Here is a 25,377-nt window from a genome sequence, read left to right as displayed (position 1 = left end):
CAGCCACCCATGTTTGAACGCCTTGCCAGGCAACTGGGTGAATCATTACAGGAGGACGAGACGCTCTCGGCCTACGTGCTGATCGACCCGATGCTGCGCGAGCCCTTTCCCGCCGAGTGGCTGGAAGCGGAGTCGCGCCAGACATGGCCTGTCCCCGTTCACCATCCGCTGCTCAAGGACAGGCAACTCCCCCGCCTGATCCACCTGCATCCGCATGACACGCGGCTGCTCGAAGCCAGCTTGGCACAGGCAGCAGATGAACAGGCCGATCCAGACTTCGAGCGCACGCAGGGGTTCGCGCTCGGCGGATGGCTGTTGACTGCCGCGCCAGTGGACGCGCTGGTTCGCCACCTTGCACGCGTCATGCAAGGTGGGTTCTGGGGGCAACGCAGTTCGCAGCTCATCCGCTGGGCCGATCGCAGGGTCATGCAGTGGATGTGGCCTGTGCTCACGCCGCCGCAGCAGGCGAGCCTTCTCGGCCCGGTGCAACGCTGGTACAGCCTCGACAGGTGCACGCAGTTGGTGCTTTTCCAGTCCGATGCCAGTCCAGACCCGACGTCGGCCCGGTTCAGCACGGCGCAATGGAGCCATGCGCTCAAGAGCGAAACGGTGCACGACCTCCTGCGGGGCTGGCAGCGCTTTGCCGGCGTGCTGCCGGCCGACCACCTGCAGCAGGCGTCGCGGGCCGCAGATGCGGTCATTGCCGCAGGCGTGGTCAATCGACAGGACCGGGTCCTGCTGGGCGCCTACGTCCTGCAGATCCACCCCGAGCTGACGACGCACCCGATCGTGCGCACGGCCATCGCTCGTGCCATCGGAGGCGATGCATCGCTCGCCGAGGCGCTCGACGACATCCCCGACCCTCAAGGCTGGGACGCCATCCGGGCCGAGCTCGACCCGGCGTTCGCTCGGGCCTCCATCCAACAGACTGCACAGGGAGAACACCTTGGCTAGCACCATGGCCCTCAATTCCTACTCGGCGGCGGCGAATAAGGCGGCCGCCAACACGCCCGCCTGCGCGACAGGAGGTTGCCCGGCCTGCGAGAAAGCCGGCCTCCCGGTGCTTCTGGTGCGTCCTGGTGTGGCCGACAAGGCGTATGCCGAGAACGCGGCGCGCAGTGGAACGACCCGGGTGCTGATGGATTCCAAGATCCCGGCGCCGCAATTGCCAACGTCGGGGCATGTCGCCAGAACGCTGCGCCCCGGTTATGTCATTGCCTACTACGAGAAGTCGCACACCCCGACCCTGAAGAGCCAACGCGGCTGGGAAGCCTTCAAGGTGCATGAAGGTGGCTACCTCACCCCGCACCCTCTCGAAGGCTCGGCCTCGGGCAAGGACGAAGAGGCCTTTTCCTGCAGTCGCACCGCCGCGTACGCCAGCGCGATGCTGTTCGTGATCCAGGACGCCAAGAACGCCGGCAAGGTCTGGGTGGCCTACAGCGACCATCTCTGGAGCCCGGAGGTTCGGCATCTGTACGGGAACGACAAGACGCTGCGTCGCAAGCGAATGACCAAGATCGATGCGCCCGACGCATCGTGCAGCCAATCCCTGCCGTTGACCGACAAGCTGGTGCAGACCGCGGTGGCCGACTACGATCCCGGCCGCCCTGCATCGGCGCTTCGCGGCAACCCGTTTGCACCGCTGCCCGGTTCCGGAAAGCCGGGCGTGGCCCACACGCGCCCGGAAACGGCCGGCACCCTGCATACGGAGGCCCAGCGAATCCTGGCCGCCGGCAACCAGGCCAGCAAGAAGAAGCCCTACTCGCCCAACGACGTCATGATCGTCGGCCTGATCGACCCGATCGGCGCGACCGCGGAAACCGCCCAGCGTCGCATCACCCTGTGCAACGATGCCGCCGAATGGGTCATCACGCAGACGTCCGGCTACCAGAAGCTGCAAACGGCGCTGACCATCGAAGGGCTTCTCAAGCGGGCCGACGAGCAGGCGCAGGCGCGCAAGGCGCCATTGACCGATCCGCAGTACGCCGGCCTGAATGGCAAGGAGGTCGGCGAAAAGGAGTTCAAGGACATGAAGGCGGCAGGAAAGCTCCCGCCCGAAGCCACCCTGGAGCCCAAGTACGAATACAACCCCTACGACATCAATGGCGATGGCCGCACCCGCGTGTATGGGCGCGGCATCATCAGCTTCCCCAGCGCCTCGCAGATCGACCGGCAGGCCACCAGCCTGAAAGAAGACATTCTGGACGGGGTCACGGGGGGCAAGCGCAAACCCGCCCACCGCACCTTCCTGGGCAGCTACCAGACCAAGATCAAGGAAGACCGCCAACGCCTCGAACGTCTGGAGCTGGACTACCAGGTCTGGCTGCAGTCCGAGCAACGCAAGCTGATCACCGGCTTCGACTTCGACGAGGCGACACCCAGTGACGGCATCTTCTACGCCGCCGCGGTGGGCATGTGCACCCATGGTGGGCCGATCACCGACAAGGGCACCGAGTGGTTCAAGGATTTCCTGCTCAAGGACCCCAACGACAAGGAGGCATTGCTGGTGCGGTCGTTGCTGGGCAACCAGAAGTCGGCTTTCGAGAGTTTCCAGGAGGCCTTCAAACCCACCAAGGTCCACAAGGAAATCAAGAACCTCTTCAAGCTGATCGAGGAAATCGAGAAAGCGGTCGCCGCCGGCACGCCCTTGCCGGCCGGCGACAAGGCGTTGCTGCGAGCCGTGCCCGAGATACGCTGGCTCGCCCAGCAATTGCCGCTGCTGAAGAACCTGGCGTCCACCTATGGCCATCTGACCCTGACCGTCGTGGGCGCCACCTCGATGGCGCTGGACAAACTCCAGCAGCTGCCGGCGCCCCTGCGCGACAAGTTGCAGGCACTGACCGAATCGATCACCAACACGCTGGGCAAGGCCGCGGGCGTGACCGTGCACAAATTCAGCATCTCGCTGGACAAGGCGGCCGCCTACTGGCGCCAGCAGATGGGGCTGGTGCGGGGCCTGGCGCAGCGCGCTGCCGATGCGGCAGACAGCAAGCAGGTCAAGAGCCTGGTCCTGGGCGGCGCCATGTGGTTCAACGTCGGCGGCAGGCCGGGCACGGCCAACGCGCTGATCGACGTCTACGTCGCCGTGCGCCAGGGTGCCGCCGCCGCGCCGGGGGCGGTGGATGCGGCCACTGCGGCCGGGGCCAAGGCCGGCTCGGACGCGCGGGCAGCGGCCGGTGCGTCGGCCGACGCCGTGGCCGATTTCGCTCGCCGGGTCGGCAAGACGGGCTCGGACGTCATGCGCGAGAGCATGGCCGTATTCAAGCAGGGCAGTGCGACGTTTTCCGCGGCCGGCGCGCTGCTGCAGGTGCTGTCCATCAGCAAGACCTGGCACACGCTCGAGACGGGTACTCAGGAAGAGCGCACTTACGCCAGCATCACCTTGCTGACGACAGGGCTGGGCGTGACCGGCGCGCTGCTGGAAATCAGCGAGGCGTACGCGAAGCAACTCGGCAAGACGGCGTCGGCGTTGGGATTGAAATTGGTGGCGGGGAGTGCGTCGGCGATATCGCTTCTATTCGACGCTGTGAGTGCCTTCTTGCGGCACAGAAATGAAAAAGAAAAAGGAGATTCCGATGCATCGGCCCTGTACCTTGCCCAAAGCCTGTTCTTTGTCGGTGCAGCCATCGCCGGTGGAATGTACGTGGCCGGAACTGCAGGCTGGATCACGGGAACCGTGGCGGCCGGCTGGGGCTTGTCCTGGACGGGGTGGGGATTGCTGCTTCTCGGGCTGGGCTTGATTGCGGGTTTCATCGCCATGTTGCTGAACGATGCGCCCACTGTCGAATGGGTGAAGCGAAGCATCTGGGGCGAAGCCAGTGACAAATGGGGAAATCTGCAGAGGGAACAGAATGAACTCAACAAGGTCTTGCTGGGTGTTCGCGTCGATTTCTATGCGGGAATCAAGACGACTTTGCAAGGACGCTCGGTTGGCATGGCCCCGATCCTGGTGAACGTTCCCACGGACACATACGAAGCATGGACGCGCCTGTTCATCCCGGTTCAGTTGCGTGAGCTGGTGAAATACGAACTCGGGTTTGAAGTGACTGGCACGCCGGATCAGCGCAAGCAGTGGAAATTGAACGCGCAGGACAAGATCGTCGAAGGGCCGAAGACCAAGATATTTCCGCTGGAAATCAACGATGAATCGATCACTCGACGGGTGGAAATGAGCCGCGACGCGATGAGCGGCATCAAGGGCAATGTGAGGATCTGGGATGCACCTGAAGGAGGCGAGCTCATTGTCGATGAGTCACTCGCCAAGTGACAGATCATGAGCCGTGAAAACAATCCGGACTACGACATTCGGCTGCCGCAATGGAATGCGCCCGACCCGCAGTTTGAGTTCGTCGAGAAAGTCCAGAAGAAGAGCCTGTTGGGAGGAAAGTCTCCCTGGCGCATCGCCTCGCGTGAAAAGCGCGAGCCCGTGCATGGGAAGGCGAGTTCGTGCGATTCCTTGTTGGGCATTCATTCGAACGCCATCGTTGTTGGCGCGCCGGCGGGTACGACCGAAATCACATTCATGATGGGGCTGTATGCAGCCCTCATCGGATTCGCTGCCTGCATGTTCGGATGGGGGGCGTTTGAATCCATCATGGATCTGGATTCAAGCAGGTCGGACTACGTTCTGAACTTGTTGATGTCCATGGTTTCGACGATGGCCGCGCTCTTCTTTCTGGTCGCGGCCATATTTTTCTTCAGAGTCGGATTCCTTACGCCCCGCGATCTGCCGGTTCTCTTCAATCGCAAGACCAGGGAGGTTTCGTTCTTCACCGTCATTCCGATGAGGTTCTGGAAGGTCTGGCAGCGCGCAGGCGTTGGCGAGGTCAAGACCTGTCGCTGGGACGACGCCTATGCGCGCAGCTACCAACTCACCGAGATCACGGGCGAAGCGGCGCGTTCTTCCTATTTGCTGGCGCTGCTGTGGGGTGACCCCAGGCAACCCAGGCAATGCAAGGAGATCGTGACCATTGGCTACAAGGGCTGGTGGGAGGATGAATTGCTCTGGCGCCTGTATGAGCACATTCGACGCTACATGGAAGAAGGCGGCCCACCGATCCAGGCGGGCGAGAGCCTGCGGCGCTCGGGGACGGGCAAGTTGCCGCAATTCCCGCCAGAGGTCATCGCCGCCGCTGGCGGGTTGGCCTTGAGCGAAGAAGAGGTGCGTCGTTTGGCAGGCATTCGCGAATGACGGACGCCTGCCATGCGAGACAGTCCTTTCATGTCCCAGATCAGTGGAGGCAACGACAGCCATGACATCCGCCGACCGTATTCCCGCGCCGTGCGGCGCCCGCGACCTGTGACGAGATTTGCGCTGCTTGCTGCGGGTGCTGTGGCACTCCTCGTCGCATCGGCGGTGGCCTATCGCGGCTATAGGGTGAACACGAGCACCTCCGACACATCCACCGCGGTATCGAGCGATGAGAGCCGGGCCCAGGGAAGGCTGTTGGCCAAGCTGCGTTTCGATGCATCGTCTTTTGGTGATTGCTCGGTGCATGACGCGTGGCTGGAAAAGTCCTCCACGTTTGTGACGCGCAGTTGGTTCGGCATTCGTCTGGGCAAAGAAACCATTCCTACAGCCGCTATCCATGTGGTCCTCAACATTCCCAAGGACCCATTCCAGTCTGCGGAAAGCTTGAGCTTCGACGAGACGAATCCGACCGCCTCCGACTTGGGGCTGACAGGCTCGTTCACTCAGACCGTCACGATCAATGCAAGGCGCTACTGGCTGTTCGGATCGAACACCGTGTTTCCGCCGCCCGCGGTCATGACATTCAGCTGTGGCACAGCAAACGCACATGCAACGTTGGCGAACTAGGATTTTTCCGGTCCACGCGATGTCGATCGGCCAGCCCCTGAACCGACAGGGCGGGAAGATCGCGCGCGGCCATGCATCGAACGAAGACCGGCACGACCGGCACTGACACCAGGGAGGTGGATATCCATGTCATCAGACACATCAAGCAGCTTCATGCCGACGCCATGGAAGCTCGAAGGCCTGAACGTCGCACGGCTCTCGGAGCAGGCGCGGCTCATCAAGCTGCAGCTGCCCGCGTCGGCGCCGCAGAACGCCGTTGTCGTCGAGCGCTTCACCGGCAGCGAAGGCGTCAACGAGCTCTTCGAGTTCACCATCGACACCCTCGCCACCTCGAGCGAGTTCGACCCGTTCGCGCTGATCGGCGAAGAGCTGAGCCTGCGCCTGCTGCTGGCCAACGGCGGCTTTCGCACTTGGCACGGTTACCTCACGGCCGTCGATGCGCTGGGCGGTGACGGCGGCCTGGCGCGCTACCGGCTGCACCTGCAACCCTGGCTCGCCGCGCTCGGCCTGCGCCGCGACAGCTTCGTGTACGCCGCCAAGCACGTGCAGGACATCGTCAGTGAAGTGTTCGCCGACCACACGACCGCCAGCTTCAGTTTCGAAGTCACGCAGGAGATGCCCGTGCGGCCCACCTGTGTGCAGTACCGCGAGTCGGACCTGGCCTTCGTGCTGCGCCTGCTGGCGGAAGACGGCCTGAGCTTTCGCTTCGAGCACGAGCAGCAACAGCCGACGGGCGGAGGGGGCAGCAACACCACGCCCTCGCACCACCGCCTGGTGATCTTCGACCGCGCGGCAACCCCGCCCGACTGCGCCTTGTCGCAGATCCGCTTCCACCGCGTCGACGCCACCGAAGCGACCGACGCCATCACCGCCTGGAGCAGCCGGCGCCAGGTCACCACCAACGCCGTCATGCGCAACGCCTGGGACGCCAGCGTGCTGCAGGCCCCCACCGGCGCAGTGCAGAGCGCGCTGGCCATGGGCGAGGTGCCCGTGCTGGAGCACTACGACGGCGCCGGCGCGCAGCGCTATGCCGACAGCGCCACCGCTGCCCGCCGCGCCGAGCAGCAGCTGGTGGCCTTCGAGTCGCGCATCAAGCGCTACGGCGCCGCGGGCAGCGTGCGACAGCTCGGTGCCGGCGAGCGCTTCACGCTCACGCAGCACGACCGCTACGACGGCCGCAAATTCCTCGCACTGCGCGTGCGCCACGAAGCGGCCAACAACCTCGGCGCACAGGCCGCGCAGGTGCTCGAGGCCGGCGAGCTCGAGAAGGGCAGCTATCGCAACAGCTTCGAGGCCCAGCCGGCCGAGGCACAGGTCGTGCCGCTGTGGCGACCCAAGCCCACGGCCCCCGAGGCCATGGTCGCGCTCGTGGTCGGCGGCGATGACGACGAGGCACCGACCGCTGTCCACACGCAACGCGACCATCGTGTGCAGGTGCGCTTCCATTGGCAGGCCCAGCGTGCGGGCCAGCAGCAATCGACGAGCAGCGGACAAGGCAGCCTCGTCGCTGCCGGTCGCCACGCCAGCAACCGCCAGTCGGTCTGGCTGCGCGTGGCTGCCCCTGTTGCCGGCCCGAACTGGGGCGCACATCACCTGCCGCGCGTGGGCTCCGAAGTGCTCGTGTCCTTCATCGAAGGCGACATCGACCGACCGGTGGTCGCCCAGCAGCTGTACAACGGACAGGATCTTCCGCCTTGGTCGGCTGGCACCGATTCATCGGCCAACCATGCGGGTGTGCTCTCGGGCTGGCACAGCCGCGCGCTCGACGGCAGTGGCTACAACCAGTGGATCGCCGACGACGCGCCCGGACAGGTGCGCACCCGCCTGGCCAGCTCGCACGCGGCCAGCCAGCTCAATCTGGGCCACCTCAACGCCCAGTCGCCCGACGAGAGCAACCGCGGCGCCTGGCGCGGCAGCGGCGCCGAACTGCGCTCCGACGCCTGGGTCGCCACGCGCGCCGGCGAGGGTTTGTTGATCTCCACGCTGGCCCAGGAACGCGCGACGGGCAGCGTGCAGGACACTACCAGCGTGCGTGGCCAGCTCGCCGGCGCGTTGCGCGAGGCGCAGAAGCTGTCCGATGCGGCCGGCGGCGCGAAGGCGCTGGCGTTGAGCGCCACGGCGCTGCTGCAGCCGCTCATCGACGACATCGATCCGCAGAAGAACGGGCACTATCCCGGCAGCGTCAACGGGCAGGACGCGCGCGAGCCGAAGGGTGGAGAGGGCGCAGGCTCACGCGAAGGGCAAGACCCGGTGCCTGCCTTCGCCCGGCCGCTCATGGTGCTCGATGCGGCCATGAGTCTGAACATGGCCACGCCTGCGAGCGCGACCGTGTACGCGGGCGAGGCCATCCACTGGACTGCGCAGGCGCAGGCCCACATCGCGGCGGGCAAGACCGTGAGCTTTGCGGCCGCCAAATCCGTGGGGCTGTACAGCCACGAAGGCGGTATCCAGGTCATCGCGCAGGACGGGCCGGTGAGCGTGCAGGCGCACACCGACGAGCTCGAATGGCTGGCCAAGGAAGGCTTCACGGTCACCAGCAGCAACGACGAGATCCACGTGCTGGCGCAGCAGAAGATCACGCTCAAGGGGGGGCAGACGAGCATCGAGCTGGAAGGGGTGAACATCACCTTGAAGATGCCGGGGCTGCTGGATGTGAAGGGGACGAGCAAGAGCTTTGTGGGGCCGGGGCGGGGTTCGGTGGAGTTGCCGCAACTACCGTCCGACGCGATGGACCTCAAGAACTGGATCGCACTCACTTATCACTATGCCGATCTGGACCCCGTCGCAGGCGCCAAGTACACCGCGACCTTTTCAGATGGTTCTGTTCGCAGCGGCAACTTGGACGCACAGGGGCATGCTCGAATGGAGAACGTGCCACCGGGTCCGGTCAAGGTGAAATACGAGGAGGTGAAGACGATCGACCCCTCCGTGCATTCCAAAGACAAGGCACAAGCGGACGTCTCGGCATGGCGCAGCGCGCTCACGGCGGCGTTCGCGGATCAAGTTGAACAGGGAGTCAAAAAATGAGCGGCGACAGAGGTGAATTGGTCAGTCTCGAAGACGCGCATGCGCACACCTACCTGAGCGACGCGTTCGATTGGGTGCGGGACCTGGCGGCCAAGGGCGCGCGCAGCGCTGCGGACACCGTGGACGACTGGACGATCGAACTCGACAAGTTGAACTTCAATGGCTCCGACGCATTGAAAAGTTATCTGCGCGAGCAAGGCAACTGGGTCTCCGACTTGTTCGCTGAAATACTCAGCCTTGTCGAACTGATCAATCCGCTGACCATCGGCAAGCAGATCGCCATCTGGATTCTGGAAGACTTCCGCGACGTGTTGCGCGCCCTGGCGTTGCTGGTCGACTCCAAGGACGACACGGCAGAGGAAACCAAGGGTGCCTTGGTGGAGCTGGGCATGGCCGCTGCCGCCTTGTGCATCCCCTACGTGGGACGGGCCGGCAAGGTGATCTACCGGATGCTGCCGAAGTTCGCCAACATGCGTTTTGCGGTTGCCGCGCTGGAGACGGGTGAAGGCGCGGCGATGCTGCGGTTCCTGGGTACCGGCGACACCCTGGGATACCTCAAGGGACTGAACTTTCCGTCCTACGCGGGCAAGATCAATTCGCTGCTGCGCCAGATATTCGACAAGATCGGGGCTGCGGTGGGGCGCTATCTGCCCAAGATGTCCAAGGTGATCAGCGAGTGGTACGCCAAGATCAGTGGTTGGGTGACGGGCGCTCTCAAGCAGGTCCAGACCTGGGTGGCTGCTGCCGTTGCCAAGCTCCAGCATGTGGTCTACAACGCCGCGACCAACATCACGAACCCCAAGGTGCTGGACAAGATTCCCGACAAGTTGCTCGACTGGATGTACGCGCAGATCAACGGCAACTTGTGCGAGAGCTGCGTGGACAATTACTTCATCAACTTCATGGGCTACTCGCGTCTTTTCCCAGCGCCAAACACATCCAAGCGCGACACCAGCGCGTTCTTCGGCTCGGACCAGGGTATCGATGGCCTCTTCGAAAAAGAGCCCAGTGTGGTGACCGGTGGAACCTTGCTGCCACCGCACTACAACGGCATCCCCAACAGCCTGGGCTGGATATTGGACGAACTCGATGTGGAGATACCTGGGGAGCAGATTGCGAAGGCGGCCATCAGCCGCAGCATCAAGCCCTTCGGCGATATCGATTCAGACTTCAACCCGGTGACGGGCAAGCCTGCCACGTTCCCGCGCTTTGTGGTGATGGAGGCCAAGTTCGGCTATCACGTCAAGTCGGGCAACAAGCTTCAGGACATTGAATGGAAGAACAAGCTGGGGACGACGACGACGGGGGTGAAGCAGATGAGTCGAACGTGGATCGATCAACGTCTGCGAACTACCGTTTTTCCGCCGGATCCAACCACTGGGAGAGTGCCGCAAAAGCTCAGCGATATCCAGAAAATTGGCTACCTTCGCTGGCTTTATGGATGCCAACCCGCCAATGCCAAAAACAGCAAGAAGGCGAGAGCGCGCGGCGGAAGGCGGATGCAGGGATTGGCATTTTTTCCGCCTTATGCATTGCGTGGGTACGACATCGACAAAATGAAATGGAACGTCTAGAAAATGGCTGACTTCTATTCGAATCGGCGCGAGCGCTTCTTAAACGAGGAGCCTTATCTACTCCTTGTGAACGCAACCCGAGAAAACGTCGCCGAGCTTGAGGGCTATCTAAAAAATGATCTGGCCTCCGCGGATGAGAATGCATGGTCCCGTTGGCATAGCTTCATGGCAGGCGCCAAGTTTTCGTTGCTCATTGGTCAGTACTCGGCCGGACGCCCCGTCACGGAGGTCGCAACGGCGTACCCTCCCATGCTCCGAACCATCGAAGCTCAGTGTCTTCCGAATTCGACCTATCAGACTGAACCGCTCTATCTCGAGGAACTCGACGGCTACCACTACGCCATGACCTTGCTGTCGTTGGCCAAGCTGCTGCGCCACGACGACCTCGTTCCACGCGTGGCCGCACTGTTCGATGTGGCCCGGTCCGAAAATAGAGGAAAGGATGCTTTGTACGAAACGCTGCTTGGAAAGCTCGGCTTGCCGACAGTTCCTGCGAAGGGCATGTTGCGTTTTCTCAAAGCCCATCCACTTCTGTTGAAGGCCATTGAGGCGCCCCCCCAAAAACGCCCTCTATTCATCGCGGAGTTCCTAAGGAAGTGGTACTCCGCAATGAAGGGAACCTACTGGCATGGCCTGCACGATAAGGTACCGCAGAGCTTCTTTGGCTACTGGGCCTTCGAGGCCGGGCTGGTGACCTACCTCTGGGATATCGACGACAGCAGCTACCGAGACCTGCCGTTCTATCCCAAGGACCTGGTTGACTATGCGCGCACGCATGGCGCGGTCGCATCGCCTGACACCAGCGCTTCCCTTTCAGCACAAGACGGCCCTCCGGTCTCCACACGAGGTGGAGAGCCTTGCCCACTGGCCGGCTGGTGGTTCACGCCAGCCAAGGCGGGCAGCCGACGCTACTTCAAGGCGGACGAGGTCATGCCCGTCATCGAGGGCAGCAGCTACGGCGCAACCTTCTGGCAATGGAGTACGGATCAAACGGCGCCCAAGCTCTGAGACTCAAGTCAAATGCGCGGTTTGGACTGGTGAGCCATGAGTAGTTTCTCCTCGAAGCGTCGCGAACAATTTCTGAATGAAGAGCCCAGTTCGGTCCGCCGGCTGGGTCTGCACGAAGACATTGCCGATGCTCAGTTGCTGCTCGACACAAGTCTCGGAAAAGAGGGCTTTCGCGAAGATGGCTGGTTTGCTTGGAATTGGGCCATCGCCAGCGCCAAGAGACGTCTCTTGGGTCACTCCTATTCGGACGGCAGCCCGATGGAGCACCTCGCTGCGGACTTTCCCGGCGTGCTTGCTGCGCAAGAGCCATCAAGCCTCCCGCATCCATTGCACGAAACCGAGCCGTTCTTCCTCGAGGAACTCGACAGCTACCACTACGCCATGACGTTCCTGTCCTTGGCCAAGCTGTTGCGTCGTGACGACTTGGTTCCACGCGTTGTGGCCTTGTTCGATGTCGCCTACACCGACAACCGCGGCAAAGACGCGCTCTACGAGGCGCTTCTCGGAAAGCTGGGGCTGCCGACGGTGCCAGCCAAGGGCATGCTGCGCTTTCTCAAAGCCCATCCACTGTTGTTAAAGGCCATTGAAGCCGAGCCGAGAAAGCGCCCCTTGTTCGTGGCTGAACTCCTCAAGAAGTGGTATCCGGCTATGAAGGGAACTGCGTGGCATGGGTTGCACGACAAGATCCCGCAAAGCTTCGATGGCTACTGGGCCTTCGAGGCCGGGCTGGTGACCTACCTCTGGGACATCGACGACAGCAGCTACCGAGACCTGACGTTCTATCCCAAGGACCTCGTTGACTATGCGCGCACGCATGGCGCGGTCGCATCGCCTGACATCAATGCGACCCTTGCGACAAAAGACGGTCCCCCCACCTCCACCCGAAGTGGAGAGGCTTGCCCGAAATAGGGATGATGGTTTAACCAGTCCCATGTGGCTCTACCTGCATCACACCGCCTCCGACCTCATCGACCTGGACCCCGCAACCGGCCGCTGGCGCCCAGTCGACGACGCCGAAAAACCTCCAGGCGCCGCGGTACTCGCCGACCTCCCCGTCAAAGGCGGCTACACGATCGAGAACGACAAGCGCTACTACAGCTACTGGACGTCCGACGAGAAGTTCGTCTTTCGCACCGACGACGGTGCCGTGTTCGAGATCTGCCAGAAGCGCGGCGACGGCTCCGTGGTGATGCTCTCGCCCGTCCTGCGCAGCGAGATCGCGCCTTCGCGGTATGGCGATGGGCGCTTGCGACAGGGCTTCAGCCAGTTCCGGCTGATGGATGCTGCAACAGGCCAGGTCGTCTTCGAGCTGGACTACAACGCCGAGCGCTATCAACGCCTGTACCAAGCCGATTTCACCGCCGCGGCGGCGGAGCAGGATCTGTCCGACTGGGATTTCTTCATCGCCTTGCAAGGCGCCATCGAGATCTTCGAAGAGCGTGCCGCGTCCGGCCGCGTCGCGTTCACCGCGGAGGCCGATGGCTCGGCGCAGATCCAGGGGCAGCGCATGCGCCGCGATGAGCTGCTGTTTGCAGAAACAGGCCAGAGGTGCCCTCGCTCGGGCGTCTGGGCCTGCCTGACCGATCTGCGCGTGAGCGTGGCCGTCACGCAGGGCGAGCCGATGCCCTCGAACGGCGGGCGGCCGGTGCAATGGGTCTGGAGTCGCGCCGACTGAGCGCAGCCCGCGGCTTTTAACCCCGCCCCAGCCGGGTCACAGACCCTTGCGCATAATTGACGCAAGCTATGACTCTCACCGAACTCAAATACATCGTCGCAGTCGCCCGCGAGCGGCACTTCGGCAAGGCGGCCGAGGCCTGTTATGTGTCCCAGCCGACGCTTTCGGTGGCCATCAAGAAACTCGAGGACGAACTCGAGGTCAAGCTCTTCGAGCGCAGCGCCGGTGAAGTGACCGTGACGCCGCTCGGCGAGCAGATCGTCCAGCAGGCGCAAAGCGTGCTCGACCAGGCCGCCAGCATCAAGGAGATCGCCAAGCGCGGCAAAGACCCGCTGGCCGGCCCGCTGAACCTGGGCGTGATCTACACGATCGGCCCGTACCTGCTGCCCGACCTGGTGCGCCAGGTGATCGCGCGCACGCCGCAGATGCCGCTGGTGCTGCAGGAGAACTTCACGGTCAAGCTGCTCGAGATGCTGCGCGCCGGCGAGATCGACTGCGCGATCATGGCCGAGCCCTTTCCCGACACGGGCCTGGCGATGGCGCCGCTGTACGACGAGCCCTTCATGGCGGCGCTGCCCGTGAAGCACAAGCTGGCCGACCGCGAGTCGATCACCTCGGAAGAACTGCAGAGCGAGACGATGCTGCTGCTGGGCACGGGCCACTGCTTTCGCGACCACGTGCTCGAGGTGTGTCCCGAGTTCGCGCGCTTCTCGAGCAATGCCGAGGGCATCCGCAAGAGCTTCGAAGGCTCGTCGCTGGAGACCATCAAGCACATGGTGGCCTCGGGCATGGGCGTGACGCTGGTGCCACGCCTGTCGGTGCCGGCCGAGGCGCTCAAGCCGAAGGTCAAGGGGCGCAAGGAGCCGGAGCAGATGGTGCGCTACCTGCCCGTGCGCGACGCGCAGGACCGCGACCCGCCGATGCGCCGCGTGGTGCTGGCCTGGCGCCGCACCTTCACGCGCTACGAGGCCATTGCGGCGCTGCGCAACGCGATCTACGCGTGCGAGCTGCCGGGTGTCAAACGACTCTCCTAGCGATTCGGGGCCTCCGCCTACGCGCGGGCTGTTTGGGATCGCTGATCGCTGGGATAGAGTGAAGCTGTTGCGAAGCCGCCTGCCGGCTTTCAGAATTTCGGTGTTGTCACCCAACTTCAAGAAAGACCCCTCCGCCATGGCCAAACCCTCGAAGAAAACCAAGTCCCCGTCGCCCGCAGCTTCCGCCGGCAAGGTGCCCAAGAAGGGCGGTGCCGTCGTCGCGCAGGAGTCGGGCAGCCGCAATGCGCCGATCATCAACATCGGCATCGAACGCCAGGACCGCGCGGCCATCGCCGAAGGCCTGAGCCGCGTGCTGGCGGACACCTACACGCTGTACCTCACGACGCACAACTTCCACTGGAACGTGACGGGGCCGCACTTCAACTCGCTGCATGCGATGTTCATGACGCAGTACACCGAGCTGTGGGGCTCGACGGACGTGCTCGCCGAGCGCATCCGCGCGCTGGGCCACTACGCGCCGGGCTCGTACGCCGAGTTCAGCAAGATTGCCACCGTGCCCGACGTGCCGCAGAACCCGCCCAAGGCGATGGAGATGGTGCGCATCCTCGTGAAGGGCCACGAGACGGTGTCGCGCATCGCGCGCGAGTTCATCCCGGTGGCCGAAGAGGCCGGCGACGACCCGACCGCCGACATGCTGACCGCGCGCTGCACGGTGCACGACCAGACGGCCTGGATGCTGCGCTCGCTGCTCGAGGACTGATGACGTCTTCCTGATCTCCCTGCACCTGATGTGTGCCGGGAGCCCCTGCAAGAGCGGCACAATGGCCGCTCTTTTTTCGTCTGCCCGTCCGCCGCATGCTTGCCCGCCGTTTTGCGCTCTACCTCGATCTGATCCGCTGGAACCGGCCGGCCGGCTGGCTCTTGCTGCTGTGGCCCACACTGGGTGCGCTCTGGTTCGCGGCCGACGGCTGGCCCGGCTGGCACCTCGTCGTGGTGTTCACGCTCGGCACCTTCCTGATGCGCAGCGCGGGCTGCTGTGTGAACGACGTGGCCGATCGCGAGTTCGACCGCCATGTGAAGCGCACGGCCCAGCGGCCGGTGACGAGCGGCGCGATGTCGGTCAAGGAGGCGTTGGGGCTGGGCGCGGTGCTGGCGCTGCTGTCCTTCGGGCTGGTGCTCACCACCAACCGCACGACGGTGCTGTGGTCGTTCGCGGCGCTGGCGATCACGCTGATCTACCCGTTCGCCAAGCGCTTCGTGTCGATCCCGCAGGCGGTGCTGGGCATCGCCTTCAGCTTCGGCATCCCGATGGCCTTTGCCGCGGTGCAGTCGACGGTGCCAGCCTTTGCGTGGTGGCTGCTGGCGGGCAACCTGTTCTGGGTGCTGGCCTACGACACCGAGTACGCCATGGTGGACCGCGACGACGACCTGAAGATCGGCATGAAGACCTCGGCGATCACCTTCGGCCGCTTCGACGTGGCGGCGGTGATGGCCAGCTACGCGATCTTCCTGGCGGTCTGGATCTGGGCCGGTGCCAGCCGATCGCTGGGGGTGCTCTTCTATCTGGGCATTGCGGTGGCGGCGGCGCAGGCGTTCTGGCACTGGCGGCTGATCCATGACCGCACGCGCGAGGGCTGCTTCAAGGCCTTCCGCGAAAACCACTGGCTGGGCTTCGCGGTGTTCGTCGGCATCGTGGCGGGCTACGCCCTCCGATAGCCCGCCGGGCGGGTCAGCCGCGCCCGAATTCCTCGCCCAACTCGGCCGCGCGCTTTTGTGCGGCGCGGATGGCGGTCTTGAACTGGCCCTTCACATCCGAGGCTTCGAGCGTGCTCAGGGCTGCATAGGTCGTGCCGCCCTTGGAGGTCACGCGCTCGCGCAGCACCGACGGCGGCTCGGTCGCGCTGTGCGCCAGCGCCGAGGCGCCGGTAAAGGTGCCGATGGCGAGCCGCTGGGCCTGGTCGGGCGTGAGGCCCATCTCGACGCCGGCCTCGGTCATTGCCTCGATGAAATAGAACACGTAGGCCGGGCCGGAGCCCGACATGGCGGTCACCGCGTCGAGCGCGGGTTCGGCGTCGACCCAGATCAGCTCGCCGGTCGGCGCCAGCAGCTGGCCGACGCGTGCGCGGTCGGCGCTTTCGACGCCCGGCCGTGCGAAGAGGCCGGTCATGCCCTTGCCGACCAGGGCCGGCGTGTTGGGCATGGCGCGCACCACGCGCTCGGTGCCGAGCCAGCGGGCGATGCTGTCGGACGGGATGCCCGCCGCCACGCTCAGGTGCAGGGCGTCGGCCGCAAAGGCGCGCACCGGGCGGGCGGCTTCGGCAAAGGTCTGGGGCTTGACCGCCCACACCACCACGGCGCAGCGCGAGAGGGCCTCGCTGGCCTCGGCCCTGGCGACGATGCCGTAGGACTGGGCCAGCCTGGTGCGGGCTTCTTCAAAAGGCTCGACCACTTCGAAGTTGTCGGCCGCGACGCCTTGCTGGATCAGGCCGCCGATGATGGCACTGGCCATGTTGCCACCGCCGATGAAGGCGATGGGGGGCAGGGGGCCCGGCGCGGTGCGGGGCAGGAAGGTCACGGCGATGGTCATGGTCGGTCGGTGTAGGCGAAGGCGGCGAACTGCGTCACTTGCAGCGGGTTGAAATTGTCGTCGCTCACGACCACCAGCAGGCGGCGGCCGTCGGGCAAAGGTGGGCCCCAGCACATGCCCTCGCTGTTGTCGAGGCGCGAGAGGCCCAGGGTGGCGAAGTCGGCCACGAGCGTCTTGGCGGCCGGGCGATGATTGCCGGGGGCGAGGGCGTCGATGGCGAGCACGTCGTCGGCGGCCCGGGTGTCTATTTCATACAGGCGCAGCGAATTGCCGGCGCCGGTGGCGTAGGCCCGCTCCAGCACCAGCATCCGGTGGGCGTCGAGCATCAGCACCTCGCTCACGCCGTTGTCGGCGTAGGTGCCCGGCACCAGCGGGCGCAGCGGGATGGCGTCGGGCACGTAGGCGATCTGGCGCACGGCGCGGCCGGTCGCGAGGTCGACCTGGGTGAAGCGGCAGGGGCCGCCGGGGGTGGTGGTGGTCGGGACGGGGCCGTCCTGGACCAGGGCGTTTTCCATCGCAAGCCAGGCCGAACGGTCGTCCGGCGTGAGGGCCAAGCCTTCGAACGTCAGGTTGTCGCGCGGACCGCGGCGCTGGGTCGGGTCCGGGGCGAACATCGCCGGCAGGGCGAATTCGCGCAGGAAGCGGCCATCGCGCGCCGATTCGTACAGGGCGGGGCCGAAGCCGCGGGCGAGGTCGCCTTCGCTGGTCCAGAGCAAGGTGCCGGCCGAGGGGCGCAGGCGCAGGGCCTCGGGGTCGGGAACGGGCAGGCCGTCGACCGCGTGGCGCCGGCCGGGCCAGGGGCCGCCGCCGGGGCGTTGCAGCTGGACAACGCTGGTGGGCTCGGGAGCGGCGTCGGCCGGTTGGGGCCAGCGCGTGGTGTAGCAGCGCACGGGAGCCAGGTCTGACCGGTCATCGCTGAGAAGCAGGTACTCACCTTTGGCGGGGTCGTAGTCGATGCCTGAGAGGCCGCCCGCCGTGGTGTTCTCTATAGAGCGTCGGTGCGCCCAGCGGGCTTCCCCCAGGCGCTGCAGCCGGCCGGTGTCCGGCGCCGGTGTTGCGCTGCGGCAACCCGCAAGCCCCAGCGATCCCAGTCCCAGCAGGCCCGCGCCGCCCGCCAGCAGGCGTCGGCGCAGCACGGAAGGCGGCGAAATGAGGGGGTGGATGGGGGCGCGCACGCCACAAAGTCTAGCGGCTGTCGAAGTTCGCGTGATGAGGCAGTTGACATCGCCCGGCATGGGTGCCACAATCGCGGGCTTCGCTTTCAAAAGGCGAAGCTTTCAGCCCAAAGCGGAAGCGTCTCGAGTGGTTCGAGGCGTGGACGACGGGCCCAAGACTGACCGCGGTGTCTCCCTCCTGGAGGCTCATCGGTACAAGTTGGGAATATCAAGAAATGATCCAAACTGAATCCCGGCTCGAAGTGGCCGACAACACGGGCGCGAAATCCGTCCTGTGTATCAAGGTGCTCGGTGGCTCCAAGCGGCGTTACGCCAGCGTGGGCGACGTCATCAAGGTCAGCATCAAGGAAGCCGCTCCGCGTGGTCGCGTCAAGAAGGGCGAGATCTACAGCGCAGTGGTGGTCCGCACCGCCAAGGGCATCCGTCGTGCTGACGGTTCGCTCGTCAAGTTCGACGGCAATGCCGCCGTGCTGCTCAACGCCAAGCTGGAGCCCATCGGCACCCGCATCTTCGGACCGGTCACGCGCGAACTGCGCACCGAGAAGTTCATGAAGATCGTGTCGCTGGCACCCGAAGTTCTCTAAGGACACAACGCCATGAACAAGATTCGCAAAGGCGACCAGGTCATCGTGTTGGCCGGTCGTGACAAGGGCAAGCGCGGCGTCGTGTCGCTGCGCGCCGACGATTCGCATGTGATCGTCGATGGCATCAACCTCGTCAAGAAGCACACCAAGCCGAACCCCCTCAAGGGTACGACCGGTGGCATCGTCGAGAAGACCATGCCGATTCACCAATCCAACGTGGCGATCTTCAATGCTGCGACCGGCAAGGCCGATCGCGTGGGCATCAAGGTCACCCAAGGTGCCGACGGCAAGCGCGTGGCTGTTCGCGTCTTCAAGTCGAGCGGCGACGAAATCAAGTTCGCCTAAGAGGTACTCACATGGCACGTCTCCAACAACACTATCGCGAAAAGATCGCGAAAGACCTGACGGAAAAGTTCGGCTACAAGTCGCCGATGCAAGTTCCGCGTCTCACCAAGATCACCCTGAACATGGGTGTGGGTGAAGCAGTCGCCGACAAGAAGGTCCTCGACAACGCCGTCGCCGACCTGACCAAGATCGCTGGCCAGAAGCCCGTGGTTACCAAGTCGAAGAAGGCCATTGCCGGCTTCAAGATCCGCGAAAACCAGCCGATCGGCTGCATGGTCACGCTGCGTGGCGTGCACATGTACGAGTTCCTGGACCGTTTCGTCACCGTGGCCCTGCCCCGCGTGCGTGACTTCCGCGGTATCTCGGGTCGCGCATTCGACGGCCGTGGCAACTACAACATCGGCGTCAAAGAGCAGATCATTTTCCCTGAGATCGAGTACGACAAGGTCGACGCCCTGCGCGGTCTCAATATCAGCATCACGACGACGGCCAAGACCGACGAAGAAGCCAAGGCGCTTCTCGCTGGCTTCCGTTTCCCGTTCAAGAACTGAGGTGATCTGTGGCTAAAGCATCTTTGATCCAGCGCGAACTCAAGCGCGACAAGCTGGTTGCCAAGTTCGCTGCGAAGCACGCAGAACTGAAGGCAACTTCCAACGACGCGAAGAAGAGCGACGAAGAGCGCGCAGCGGCCCGCCTGGCCCTGCAGAAGCTCCCGCGCAACGCGAACCCCACGCGCCAGCGCAACCGTTGCGAAATCACCGGTCGCCCCCGTGGCACCTTCCGTCAATTCGGTCTGGCCCGCGCCAAGATCCGCGAACTGGCTTTCAACGGCGACATCCCCGGTGTCACCAAGGCCAGCTGGTAAGCCAGGCAGGAGCAAACAACATGAGCATGAGTGATCCCATTGCCGACCTGCTGACGCGTATCCGTAACGCGCAGATGGTGGCGAAGCCCACCGTGTCGGTCCCGTCTTCCAAGGTGAAGATCGCGATCGCACAAGTCCTGAAGGACGAGGGCTACATCGACGGCTTCCAGGTCAAGACCGAAGCCGGCAAGAGCGAACTTGAAATCTCGCTGAAGTACTACGCTGGCCGTCCGGTCATCGAGCGCATTGAGCGCGTGAGCCGCCCCGGCCTGCGCGTCTACAAGGCCAGCACTTCCATTCCGCAAGTCCAGAACGGCCTCGGCGTTGCGATCGTCACGACCCCCAAGGGCGTGATGACCGACCGCAAGGCGCGCGCCACCGGTGTCGGCGGCGAAGTTCTGTGCTACGTCGCCTAACCGAGACATCGAGGAGTTACTGAAATGTCCCGAGTAGGAAAAATGCCGGTCGCCATCCCCGCAGGCGTGGATGTGTCGATCAAGGAAGACCAGATCAGCGTCAAGGGCACGGGCGGCACGCTCAGCCTGGCTCGCAATGCGCTGGTGAATGTCGTCAACAAGGACGGCAAGCTGAGCTTCGAGCCCGCCAACGATTCGCGTGAAGCGAATGCGATGAGCGGCACGATTCGCCAGCTGGTGAACAACATGGTGGTTGGCGTGACCAAGGGCTTCGAGAAGAAGCTCAACCTGGTCGGCGTCGGCTACAAGGCTGCAGCGTCCGGCGCCAAGCTGAACCTGCAAGTCGGTTACTCGCACCCGGTCAACATCGACATGCCGCAAGGCATCACGGTGACCACCGCGACCCCGACCGAAGTGGTGATCAAGGGCGCTGACCGTCAACGCGTCGGCCAGATCGCCGCTGAGATCCGCGCTGTTCGTCCGCCAGAGCCCTACAAGGGCAAGGGCATCCGCTATGCGGACGAGAAGATCGTGATCAAAGAGACCAAGAAGAAGTAAGGGGCAGCAAAATGATGTTGACCAAAAAAGCACAGCGTCTTCGCCGCTCGCGCCAGACCCGCATCCGCATTGCGACGCAGGGCGTGGCTCGCCTCACGGTGAACCGCACCAACCTGCACATCTATGCCACCGTCATCTCCGACGACGGCACCAAGGTGATCGCAACCGCATCGACCGCCGAAGCCGAAGTGCGCGCAGCACTCGGCGCCTCGGGCAAGGGTGGCAATGCCGCCGCTGCCACCGCCATCGGCAAGCGCATCGCTGAAAAGGCGAAGGCTGCCGGCGTCGAGAAGGTCGCTTTCGATCGCGCAGGTTTCGCCTACCACGGCCGCGTCAAGGCGCTGGCCGAGGCAGCCCGCGAAGCCGGTCTGCAGTTCTAATCGGACACGAGATTCAAAATGGCAAAGATTCAAGCAAGAACGCAGAACGAAGGTCCTGAGGACGGTCTGCGCGAGAAGATGATCGCGATCAACCGCGTCACCAAGGTGGTGAAGGGTGGTCGTATCCTCGGTTTCGCAGCGCTGACCGTGGTCGGTGACGGCGATGGCCGCGTCGGCATGGGCAAGGGCAAGTCCAAGGAAGTGCCTGCTGCCGTGCAGAAGGCAATGGAAGAAGCCCGCCGCAACCTGTTCAAGGCTCCGATCAAGAACGGTACGCTGCACCACCAGGTGCAAGGTCACCACGGTGCTGCCACCGTCGTGATGTACCCGGCTCCCAAGGGTACCGGCATCATCGCCGGCGGCCCGATGCGCGCCGTGTTCGAAGTCATGGGCATCACCGACATCGTGGCCAAGAGCCATGGTTCGTCGAACCCCTACAACATGGTTCGCGCCACGCTCGACGGGTTGAAGAACTCGACGACGGCCGGCCAAGTGGCTGCCAAGCGCGGTCTCACCGTCGAAGAAATCTTCGCCTGAGCGCAAGCTCTCGCAAGGCTGAAGGAAGCATTCAAATGACGCAACAACAAACCCTCAAGGTGCAGCTGGTGAAGAGCCCGATCGGCACCAAGGAATCGCATCGCGCGACCGTGCGTGGCCTCGGCCTGCGCAAGCTCAACAGCGTGAGCGAGCTGCAAGACACGCCCGCAGTGCGCGGCATGATCAACAAGATCAGTTATCTGGTCAAAGTTCTGTAAGAGAGACTGATATGGAACTCAATGGCATCAAGCCGGCAGCTGGCGCCAAGCACGCCAAGCGTCGCGTTGGCCGCGGTATCGGCTCGGGCATCGGCAAGACCGCAGGTCGCGGTCACAAGGGCCAGAAGTCGCGCGCAGGCGGTTTCCACAAGGTCGGCTTCGAAGGCGGTCAAATGCCGCTGCAGCGTCGCCTGCCCAAGCGTGGCTTCAAGTCGCACTTGCTGAAGTACAACGCCGAAGTCACGCTGACTGCTCTCGAGCAGCTCGGCCTGGCCGAAGTCGATGTCCTGGCACTGAAGCAAGCCGGCCTCGTGGGCCAGCTCGCCAAGGTCGTCAAGATCATCAAGACCGGCGAACTCACCAAGGCCGTCAAGCTGACGGGCGTGGGTGCGACCGCTGGTGCCAAGGCTGCGATCGAAGCAGCCGGCGGCAGCCTCGCCTGATCACCTTCGGACTGAAAGAAGTTCTTCGTGGCAACTAACGCGGCAACGATCGCAAAAACAGGCAAGTTCGGCGACCTCCGTCGTCGGCTCGTCTTTTTGCTGCTCGCGCTCGTGGTCTACCGGATTGGCGCGCACATTCCTGTGCCGGGTATCAACCCGGACCAGCTGGCAGCGTTGTTCCAGGGCCAGCAGGGCGGCATTCTGAGCCTGTTCAACATGTTCTCGGGCGGGGCGCTGTCGCGTTTCACCGTGTTCGCGTTGGGGATCATGCCGTACATCTCGGCGTCGATCATCATGCAGCTGATGACCTACGTGCTTCCGACCTTCGAGCAATTGAAGAAGGAAGGCGAGGCCGGTCGCCGCAAGATCACGCAGTACACGCGCTATGGCGCGCTCGGCCTGGCTCTGTTCCAGTCGTTCAGCATCGCAGTGGCCCTCGAATCGTCGGCCGGTCTGGTGATCGCCCCCGGTTTCGGCTTCCGCCTGACCGCCATGGTGAGCCTGACGGCAGGTTCGATGTTCCTGATGTGGCTCGGCGAGCAGATCACCGAACGCGGCCTGGGCAACGGCATCTCGATCCTGATCTTTGCAGGTATCGCGGCCGGTCTGCCCGGTGCGATCGGCGGCCTGGCTTCGCTGGTGACGACCGGTGCGATGAACCCCATCGTTGCGCTCTTCATCATCGCGGTCGTGGTGCTGGTCACCTACTTCGTGGTGTTCGTGGAACGCGGTCAGCGCAAGATCCTCGTGAACTATGCGCGGCGCCAGGTTGGCAACAAGGTCTACGGCGGTCAGTCGTCGCACCTGCCCCTGAAGCTGAACATGGCCGGCGTGATTCCTCCGATCTTCGCGTCGTCGATCATTCTGCTGCCGGCGACGGTGGTGGGCTGGTTCAGCGCCGGTGACGGTGGCTTCCGCTGGATCAAGGACATCGCCAGCGCACTGCGTCCGGGCGAGCCCATCTACGTGCTGCTGTATGCCGCTGCGATCGTTTTCTTCTGCTTCTTCTACACGGCACTCGTGTTCAACAGCAAGGAAACGGCCGACAACCTGAAGAAGAGTGGTGCGTTCATTCCTGGCATCCGCCCGGGTGACCAGACCGCTCGCTATATCGACAAGATTCTGGTTCGCCTGACGTTGGCTGGCGCGGTGTACATCACCTTCGTCTGCCTGCTGCCCGAGTTCCTGATCCTGAAGTACAACGTGCCGTTCTACTTCGGTGGTACCTCCCTGCTGATCATCGTGGTCGTCACGATGGACTTCATGGCCCAGGTGCAAAACTACATGATGTCCCAGCAGTACGAATCGCTGCTGAAGAAGGCGAACTTCAAGACATCGTAGGGCTGTGAGTTTCAGTATTGAGTCCGGGCGGTAGACCGCCACGTTAAACAGTTTTAGGAGAATGAAATGAGAGTTTCGGCTTCGGTCAAAACCATCTGCCGTAATTGCAAGGTCATCCGCCGTAAAGGTGTGGTGCGTGTGATTTGCACCGACCCGCGCCACAAGCAGCGCCAGGGTTGATTGAAGAGTATTAGAGGACGCACATGGCACGTATTGCTGGCATCAACATCCCGCCGCACAAGCACGCTGAAATCGGCCTGACCGCCATTTTCGGTATCGGTCGCACCCGCGCCCGTCAAATCTGCGAAGCGAGCGGCATCGAATATTCGAAGAAGATCAAGGATCTGACCGACGCCGATCTCGAAAAGATCCGCGACCAGATCGCTCTGTTCACGATCGAAGGCGATCTGCGTCGCGAGACGACGATGAACATCAAGCGTTTGATGGACATCGGCTGCTATCGCGGCTTCCGTCACCGTCGCGGCCTGCCGATGCGCGGCCAGCGCACGCGCACCAACGCCCGCACCCGCAAGGGTCCGCGCAAGGCTGCGCAGTCCCTGAAGAAATAAGGATAGACAAGCATGGCTAAAGCACCTGCAAACAACGCCGCACAGCGCGTTCGCAAGAAGGTTCGCAAGAACGTTGCGGACGGTATCGCCCACGTGCATGCCTCGTTCAACAACACCATCATCACGATCACCGATCGCCAGGGCAACGCCCTGTCGTGGGCTTCGTCGGGTGGCCAGGGCTTCAAGGGCTCGCGCAAGTCGACCCCGTTCGCTGCGCAGGTCGCTTCCGAAGTGGCCGGCCGTGCTGCTGTCGAACAAGGTATCAAGAACCTCGACGTCGAGATCAAGGGCCCCGGCCCTGGTCGCGAGTCGTCGGTGCGCGCACTGGCTGCGCTCGGCATCCGGATCAATTCCATTGCCGACGTGACGCCCGTTCCGCATAACGGCTGCCGTCCTCAGAAGCGTCGCCGCATCTGATCGTCAGTCCGCAAGGCGCAGCCAGCTTTCGAGCGGCTGCGCATTTGTTTTTTCACTAAGCCCACCGCCATCGGCATATCCGCCGACGGCTCCCGCAGGCAACTGCGGCAGATGACACCAAGGAAATACCGTGGCACGTTACCTCGGCCCCAAGGCCAAACTTTCCCGCCGTGAAGGCACCGACCTGTTCCTGAAGAGCGCCCGCCGTTCGATCCAGGACAAGGCCAAGTTCGACTCCAAGCCCGGCCAGCACGGCCGCACCTCGGGTCAGCGCACCTCCGACTACGGTCTGCAGCTGCGTGAGAAGCAGAAGGTCAAGCGCATGTACGGCGTGCTCGAGAAGCAGTTCCGCCGCTACTTCGAAGAAGCCGATCGCCGCCGTGGCAACACCGGCGCCAACCTGCTGTTCATCCTCGAGTCGCGCCTGGACAACGTGGTCTACCGCATGGGCTTCGGCTCGACGCGCGCCGAAGCACGCCAGCTCGTGTCGCACAAGGCGATCACCGTGAACGGCCAGTCGGTCAACATCCCGTCGTACCTGGTCAAGACCGGTGACGTGATCGCCGTGCGCGAAAAGTCCAAGAAGCAGAACCGCATTGTCGAAGCGCTGCAACTGGCCCAACAAGTCGGCATGCCGGCCTGGGTCGATGTGAACGCCGACAAGGCCGAAGGCACCTTCAAGAAGGTCCCGGATCGCGACGAATTCGCAGCCGACATCAACGAATCGCTGATCGTCGAACTGTATTCGCGTTGATTTTCTCTACCCGCCTGCGCGTCTTTGCGCCGGCGGGAGATTGATATTGTTGTTCACGTTCCTGCTCCGCACTCTGTTGCGGATCAGGCGC

29 protein-coding genes are annotated in these 25,377 nt (G+C 63.6%); 27 read left to right on the top strand and 2 right to left on the bottom strand.

All coding sequences use genetic code 11. The annotated features are described in order from the left end of the window. The first annotated feature begins 9 nt into the window (after nt 1-9). The 12 genes from AC07SQ_RS23045 to ubiA all read left to right on the top strand — a co-directional run bounded on the left by AC07SQ_RS23045 (nt 10) and on the right by ubiA (nt 15,813). Nucleotides 10-954: a DUF4123 domain-containing protein gene (locus AC07SQ_RS23045; RefSeq protein ID WP_495272911.1), complete on the top strand. Its 945-nt coding sequence runs from the start codon at nt 10-12 to the stop codon at nt 952-954. 4 nt (nt 955-958) lie between these two features. Next, a complete protein-coding gene (locus AC07SQ_RS23040; protein ID WP_492686891.1) occupies nt 959-4,267 on the top strand; it encodes a T6SS effector BTH_I2691 family protein in 3,309 nt (1,102 codons plus the stop codon). A gap of 6 nt (nt 4,268-4,273) precedes the next feature. Further along, a complete protein-coding gene (locus AC07SQ_RS23035; protein WP_492741854.1) occupies nt 4,274-5,191 on the top strand; it encodes a DUF6708 domain-containing protein in 918 nt (305 codons plus the stop codon). 30 nt (nt 5,192-5,221) lie between these two features. Continuing rightward, nucleotides 5,222-5,818: a hypothetical protein gene (locus AC07SQ_RS23030; protein WP_495272910.1), complete on the top strand. Its 597-nt coding sequence runs from the start codon at nt 5,222-5,224 to the stop codon at nt 5,816-5,818. A 153-nt stretch (nt 5,819-5,971) separates the two neighbouring features. Further along, nucleotides 5,972-8,845, top strand: a complete 2,874-nt coding sequence (locus tag AC07SQ_RS23025; protein WP_495272909.1) for a type VI secretion system Vgr family protein — start codon at nt 5,972-5,974, stop codon at nt 8,843-8,845. After that, a complete protein-coding gene (locus AC07SQ_RS23020) occupies nt 8,842-10,419 on the top strand; it encodes a hypothetical protein (RefSeq protein WP_369645549.1) in 1,578 nt (525 codons plus the stop codon). Before AC07SQ_RS23025 ends, AC07SQ_RS23020 begins: the two co-directional genes overlap by 4 nt. Nucleotides 10,420-10,422: 3 nt before the next feature. Then, nucleotides 10,423-11,427, top strand: coding sequence for a PoNe immunity protein domain-containing protein (locus AC07SQ_RS23015; RefSeq protein ID WP_495272908.1), 1,005 nt, complete (start codon nt 10,423-10,425; stop codon nt 11,425-11,427). A 36-nt stretch (nt 11,428-11,463) separates the two neighbouring features. Then, nucleotides 11,464-12,336: a PoNe immunity protein domain-containing protein gene (locus tag AC07SQ_RS23010; protein WP_495272907.1), complete on the top strand. Its 873-nt coding sequence runs from the start codon at nt 11,464-11,466 to the stop codon at nt 12,334-12,336. Nucleotides 12,337-12,358: 22 nt separating this feature from the next. After that, nucleotides 12,359-13,102: a hypothetical protein gene (locus tag AC07SQ_RS23005; RefSeq protein WP_495272906.1), complete on the top strand. Its 744-nt coding sequence runs from the start codon at nt 12,359-12,361 to the stop codon at nt 13,100-13,102. Between the two features lie 68 nt (nt 13,103-13,170). Next, nucleotides 13,171-14,136 (top strand): LysR substrate-binding domain-containing protein, encoded by a 966-nt coding sequence (locus AC07SQ_RS23000; protein WP_062474802.1) that lies wholly within the window; start codon nt 13,171-13,173, stop codon nt 14,134-14,136. Nucleotides 14,137-14,272: 136 nt separating this feature from the next. Beyond that, on the top strand, nt 14,273-14,857 hold the full coding sequence (locus AC07SQ_RS22995; RefSeq protein ID WP_062474805.1) for a Dps family protein: 585 nt from the start codon (nt 14,273-14,275) through the stop codon (nt 14,855-14,857). Nucleotides 14,858-14,952: 95 nt separating this feature from the next. Then, the gene (ubiA, locus tag AC07SQ_RS22990; protein ID WP_495272905.1) at nt 14,953-15,813 is read left to right on the top strand and encodes a 4-hydroxybenzoate octaprenyltransferase; all 861 of its coding nucleotides are present in this window, start codon (nt 14,953-14,955) and stop codon (nt 15,811-15,813) included. Nucleotides 15,814-15,826: 13 nt separating this feature from the next. On the opposite strand, the gene proC is transcribed toward ubiA, so the two are convergent. Together proC and AC07SQ_RS22980 are read right to left on the bottom strand one after the other, a co-directional pair. Continuing rightward, nucleotides 15,827-16,684 (bottom strand): pyrroline-5-carboxylate reductase, encoded by an 858-nt coding sequence (gene proC, locus AC07SQ_RS22985; RefSeq protein ID WP_495272904.1) that lies wholly within the window; start codon nt 16,682-16,684, stop codon nt 15,827-15,829. Then, on the bottom strand, nt 16,681-17,817 hold the full coding sequence (locus AC07SQ_RS22980; protein ID WP_495272925.1) for an esterase-like activity of phytase family protein: 1,137 nt from the start codon (nt 17,815-17,817) through the stop codon (nt 16,681-16,683). Before AC07SQ_RS22980 ends, proC begins: the two co-directional genes overlap by 4 nt. A gap of 257 nt (nt 17,818-18,074) precedes the next feature. Here AC07SQ_RS22980 and rplN point away from each other — a divergent pair, with 257 nt between their 5' ends. The 15 genes from rplN (at nt 18,075) to rpsD (ending at nt 25,286) form a co-directional block, all read left to right on the top strand. Continuing rightward, nucleotides 18,075-18,443 (top strand): 50S ribosomal protein L14, encoded by a 369-nt coding sequence (rplN, locus tag AC07SQ_RS22975; RefSeq protein WP_009124801.1) that lies wholly within the window; start codon nt 18,075-18,077, stop codon nt 18,441-18,443. 12 nt (nt 18,444-18,455) lie between these two features. After that, nucleotides 18,456-18,788 (top strand): 50S ribosomal protein L24, encoded by a 333-nt coding sequence (gene rplX / locus AC07SQ_RS22970; protein WP_062474813.1) that lies wholly within the window; start codon nt 18,456-18,458, stop codon nt 18,786-18,788. A gap of 11 nt (nt 18,789-18,799) precedes the next feature. Beyond that, nucleotides 18,800-19,339: a 50S ribosomal protein L5 gene (rplE, locus tag AC07SQ_RS22965; protein ID WP_056576993.1), complete on the top strand. Its 540-nt coding sequence runs from the start codon at nt 18,800-18,802 to the stop codon at nt 19,337-19,339. An 8-nt stretch (nt 19,340-19,347) separates the two neighbouring features. Further along, on the top strand, nt 19,348-19,653 hold the full coding sequence (rpsN, locus tag AC07SQ_RS22960; RefSeq protein WP_056576989.1) for a 30S ribosomal protein S14: 306 nt from the start codon (nt 19,348-19,350) through the stop codon (nt 19,651-19,653). A 20-nt stretch (nt 19,654-19,673) separates the two neighbouring features. After that, nucleotides 19,674-20,069, top strand: a complete 396-nt coding sequence (gene rpsH, locus AC07SQ_RS22955) for a 30S ribosomal protein S8 (protein WP_062474816.1) — start codon at nt 19,674-19,676, stop codon at nt 20,067-20,069. A 24-nt stretch (nt 20,070-20,093) separates the two neighbouring features. Continuing rightward, the gene (rplF, locus tag AC07SQ_RS22950) at nt 20,094-20,627 is read left to right on the top strand and encodes a 50S ribosomal protein L6 (RefSeq protein ID WP_062474819.1); all 534 of its coding nucleotides are present in this window, start codon (nt 20,094-20,096) and stop codon (nt 20,625-20,627) included. Between the two features lie 14 nt (nt 20,628-20,641). Then, nucleotides 20,642-21,007 carry a 50S ribosomal protein L18 gene (gene rplR / locus AC07SQ_RS22945; RefSeq protein WP_056577252.1) on the top strand — a complete coding sequence of 122 codons (366 nt, stop codon included), beginning with the start codon at nt 20,642-20,644 and terminating at the stop codon, nt 21,005-21,007. Between the two features lie 18 nt (nt 21,008-21,025). Further along, the gene (gene rpsE / locus AC07SQ_RS22940; RefSeq protein ID WP_056576983.1) at nt 21,026-21,544 is read left to right on the top strand and encodes a 30S ribosomal protein S5; all 519 of its coding nucleotides are present in this window, start codon (nt 21,026-21,028) and stop codon (nt 21,542-21,544) included. Nucleotides 21,545-21,579: 35 nt separating this feature from the next. Continuing rightward, nucleotides 21,580-21,762, top strand: coding sequence for a 50S ribosomal protein L30 (gene rpmD, locus AC07SQ_RS22935; RefSeq protein ID WP_019653974.1), 183 nt, complete (start codon nt 21,580-21,582; stop codon nt 21,760-21,762). 11 nt (nt 21,763-21,773) lie between these two features. Beyond that, entirely contained in the window at nt 21,774-22,205 is a 432-nt protein-coding gene (gene rplO / locus AC07SQ_RS22930) for a 50S ribosomal protein L15 (RefSeq protein ID WP_056576982.1), read from the top strand. A 27-nt stretch (nt 22,206-22,232) separates the two neighbouring features. Next, nucleotides 22,233-23,546, top strand: a complete 1,314-nt coding sequence (gene secY / locus AC07SQ_RS22925; RefSeq protein WP_056576979.1) for a preprotein translocase subunit SecY — start codon at nt 22,233-22,235, stop codon at nt 23,544-23,546. Nucleotides 23,547-23,612: 66 nt separating this feature from the next. Continuing rightward, the gene (gene rpmJ, locus AC07SQ_RS22920; protein ID WP_013544106.1) at nt 23,613-23,726 is read left to right on the top strand and encodes a 50S ribosomal protein L36; all 114 of its coding nucleotides are present in this window, start codon (nt 23,613-23,615) and stop codon (nt 23,724-23,726) included. 23 nt (nt 23,727-23,749) lie between these two features. After that, nucleotides 23,750-24,115, top strand: a complete 366-nt coding sequence (rpsM, locus tag AC07SQ_RS22915) for a 30S ribosomal protein S13 (protein ID WP_013544105.1) — start codon at nt 23,750-23,752, stop codon at nt 24,113-24,115. Between the two features lie 12 nt (nt 24,116-24,127). After that, complete coding sequence (gene rpsK / locus AC07SQ_RS22910; protein ID WP_009124825.1) at nt 24,128-24,532, top strand: 30S ribosomal protein S11; 405 nt, start codon at nt 24,128-24,130, stop codon at nt 24,530-24,532. Nucleotides 24,533-24,662: 130 nt separating this feature from the next. Continuing rightward, nucleotides 24,663-25,286: a 30S ribosomal protein S4 gene (gene rpsD, locus AC07SQ_RS22905; protein ID WP_056576976.1), complete on the top strand. Its 624-nt coding sequence runs from the start codon at nt 24,663-24,665 to the stop codon at nt 25,284-25,286. Nucleotides 25,287-25,377 lie beyond the last annotated feature (91 nt).

It is taken from the genome of Variovorax sp. GW821-FHT06D12 (assembly GCF_059419205.1).
This window is presented reverse-complemented; position numbering and strand designations above follow the sequence as displayed.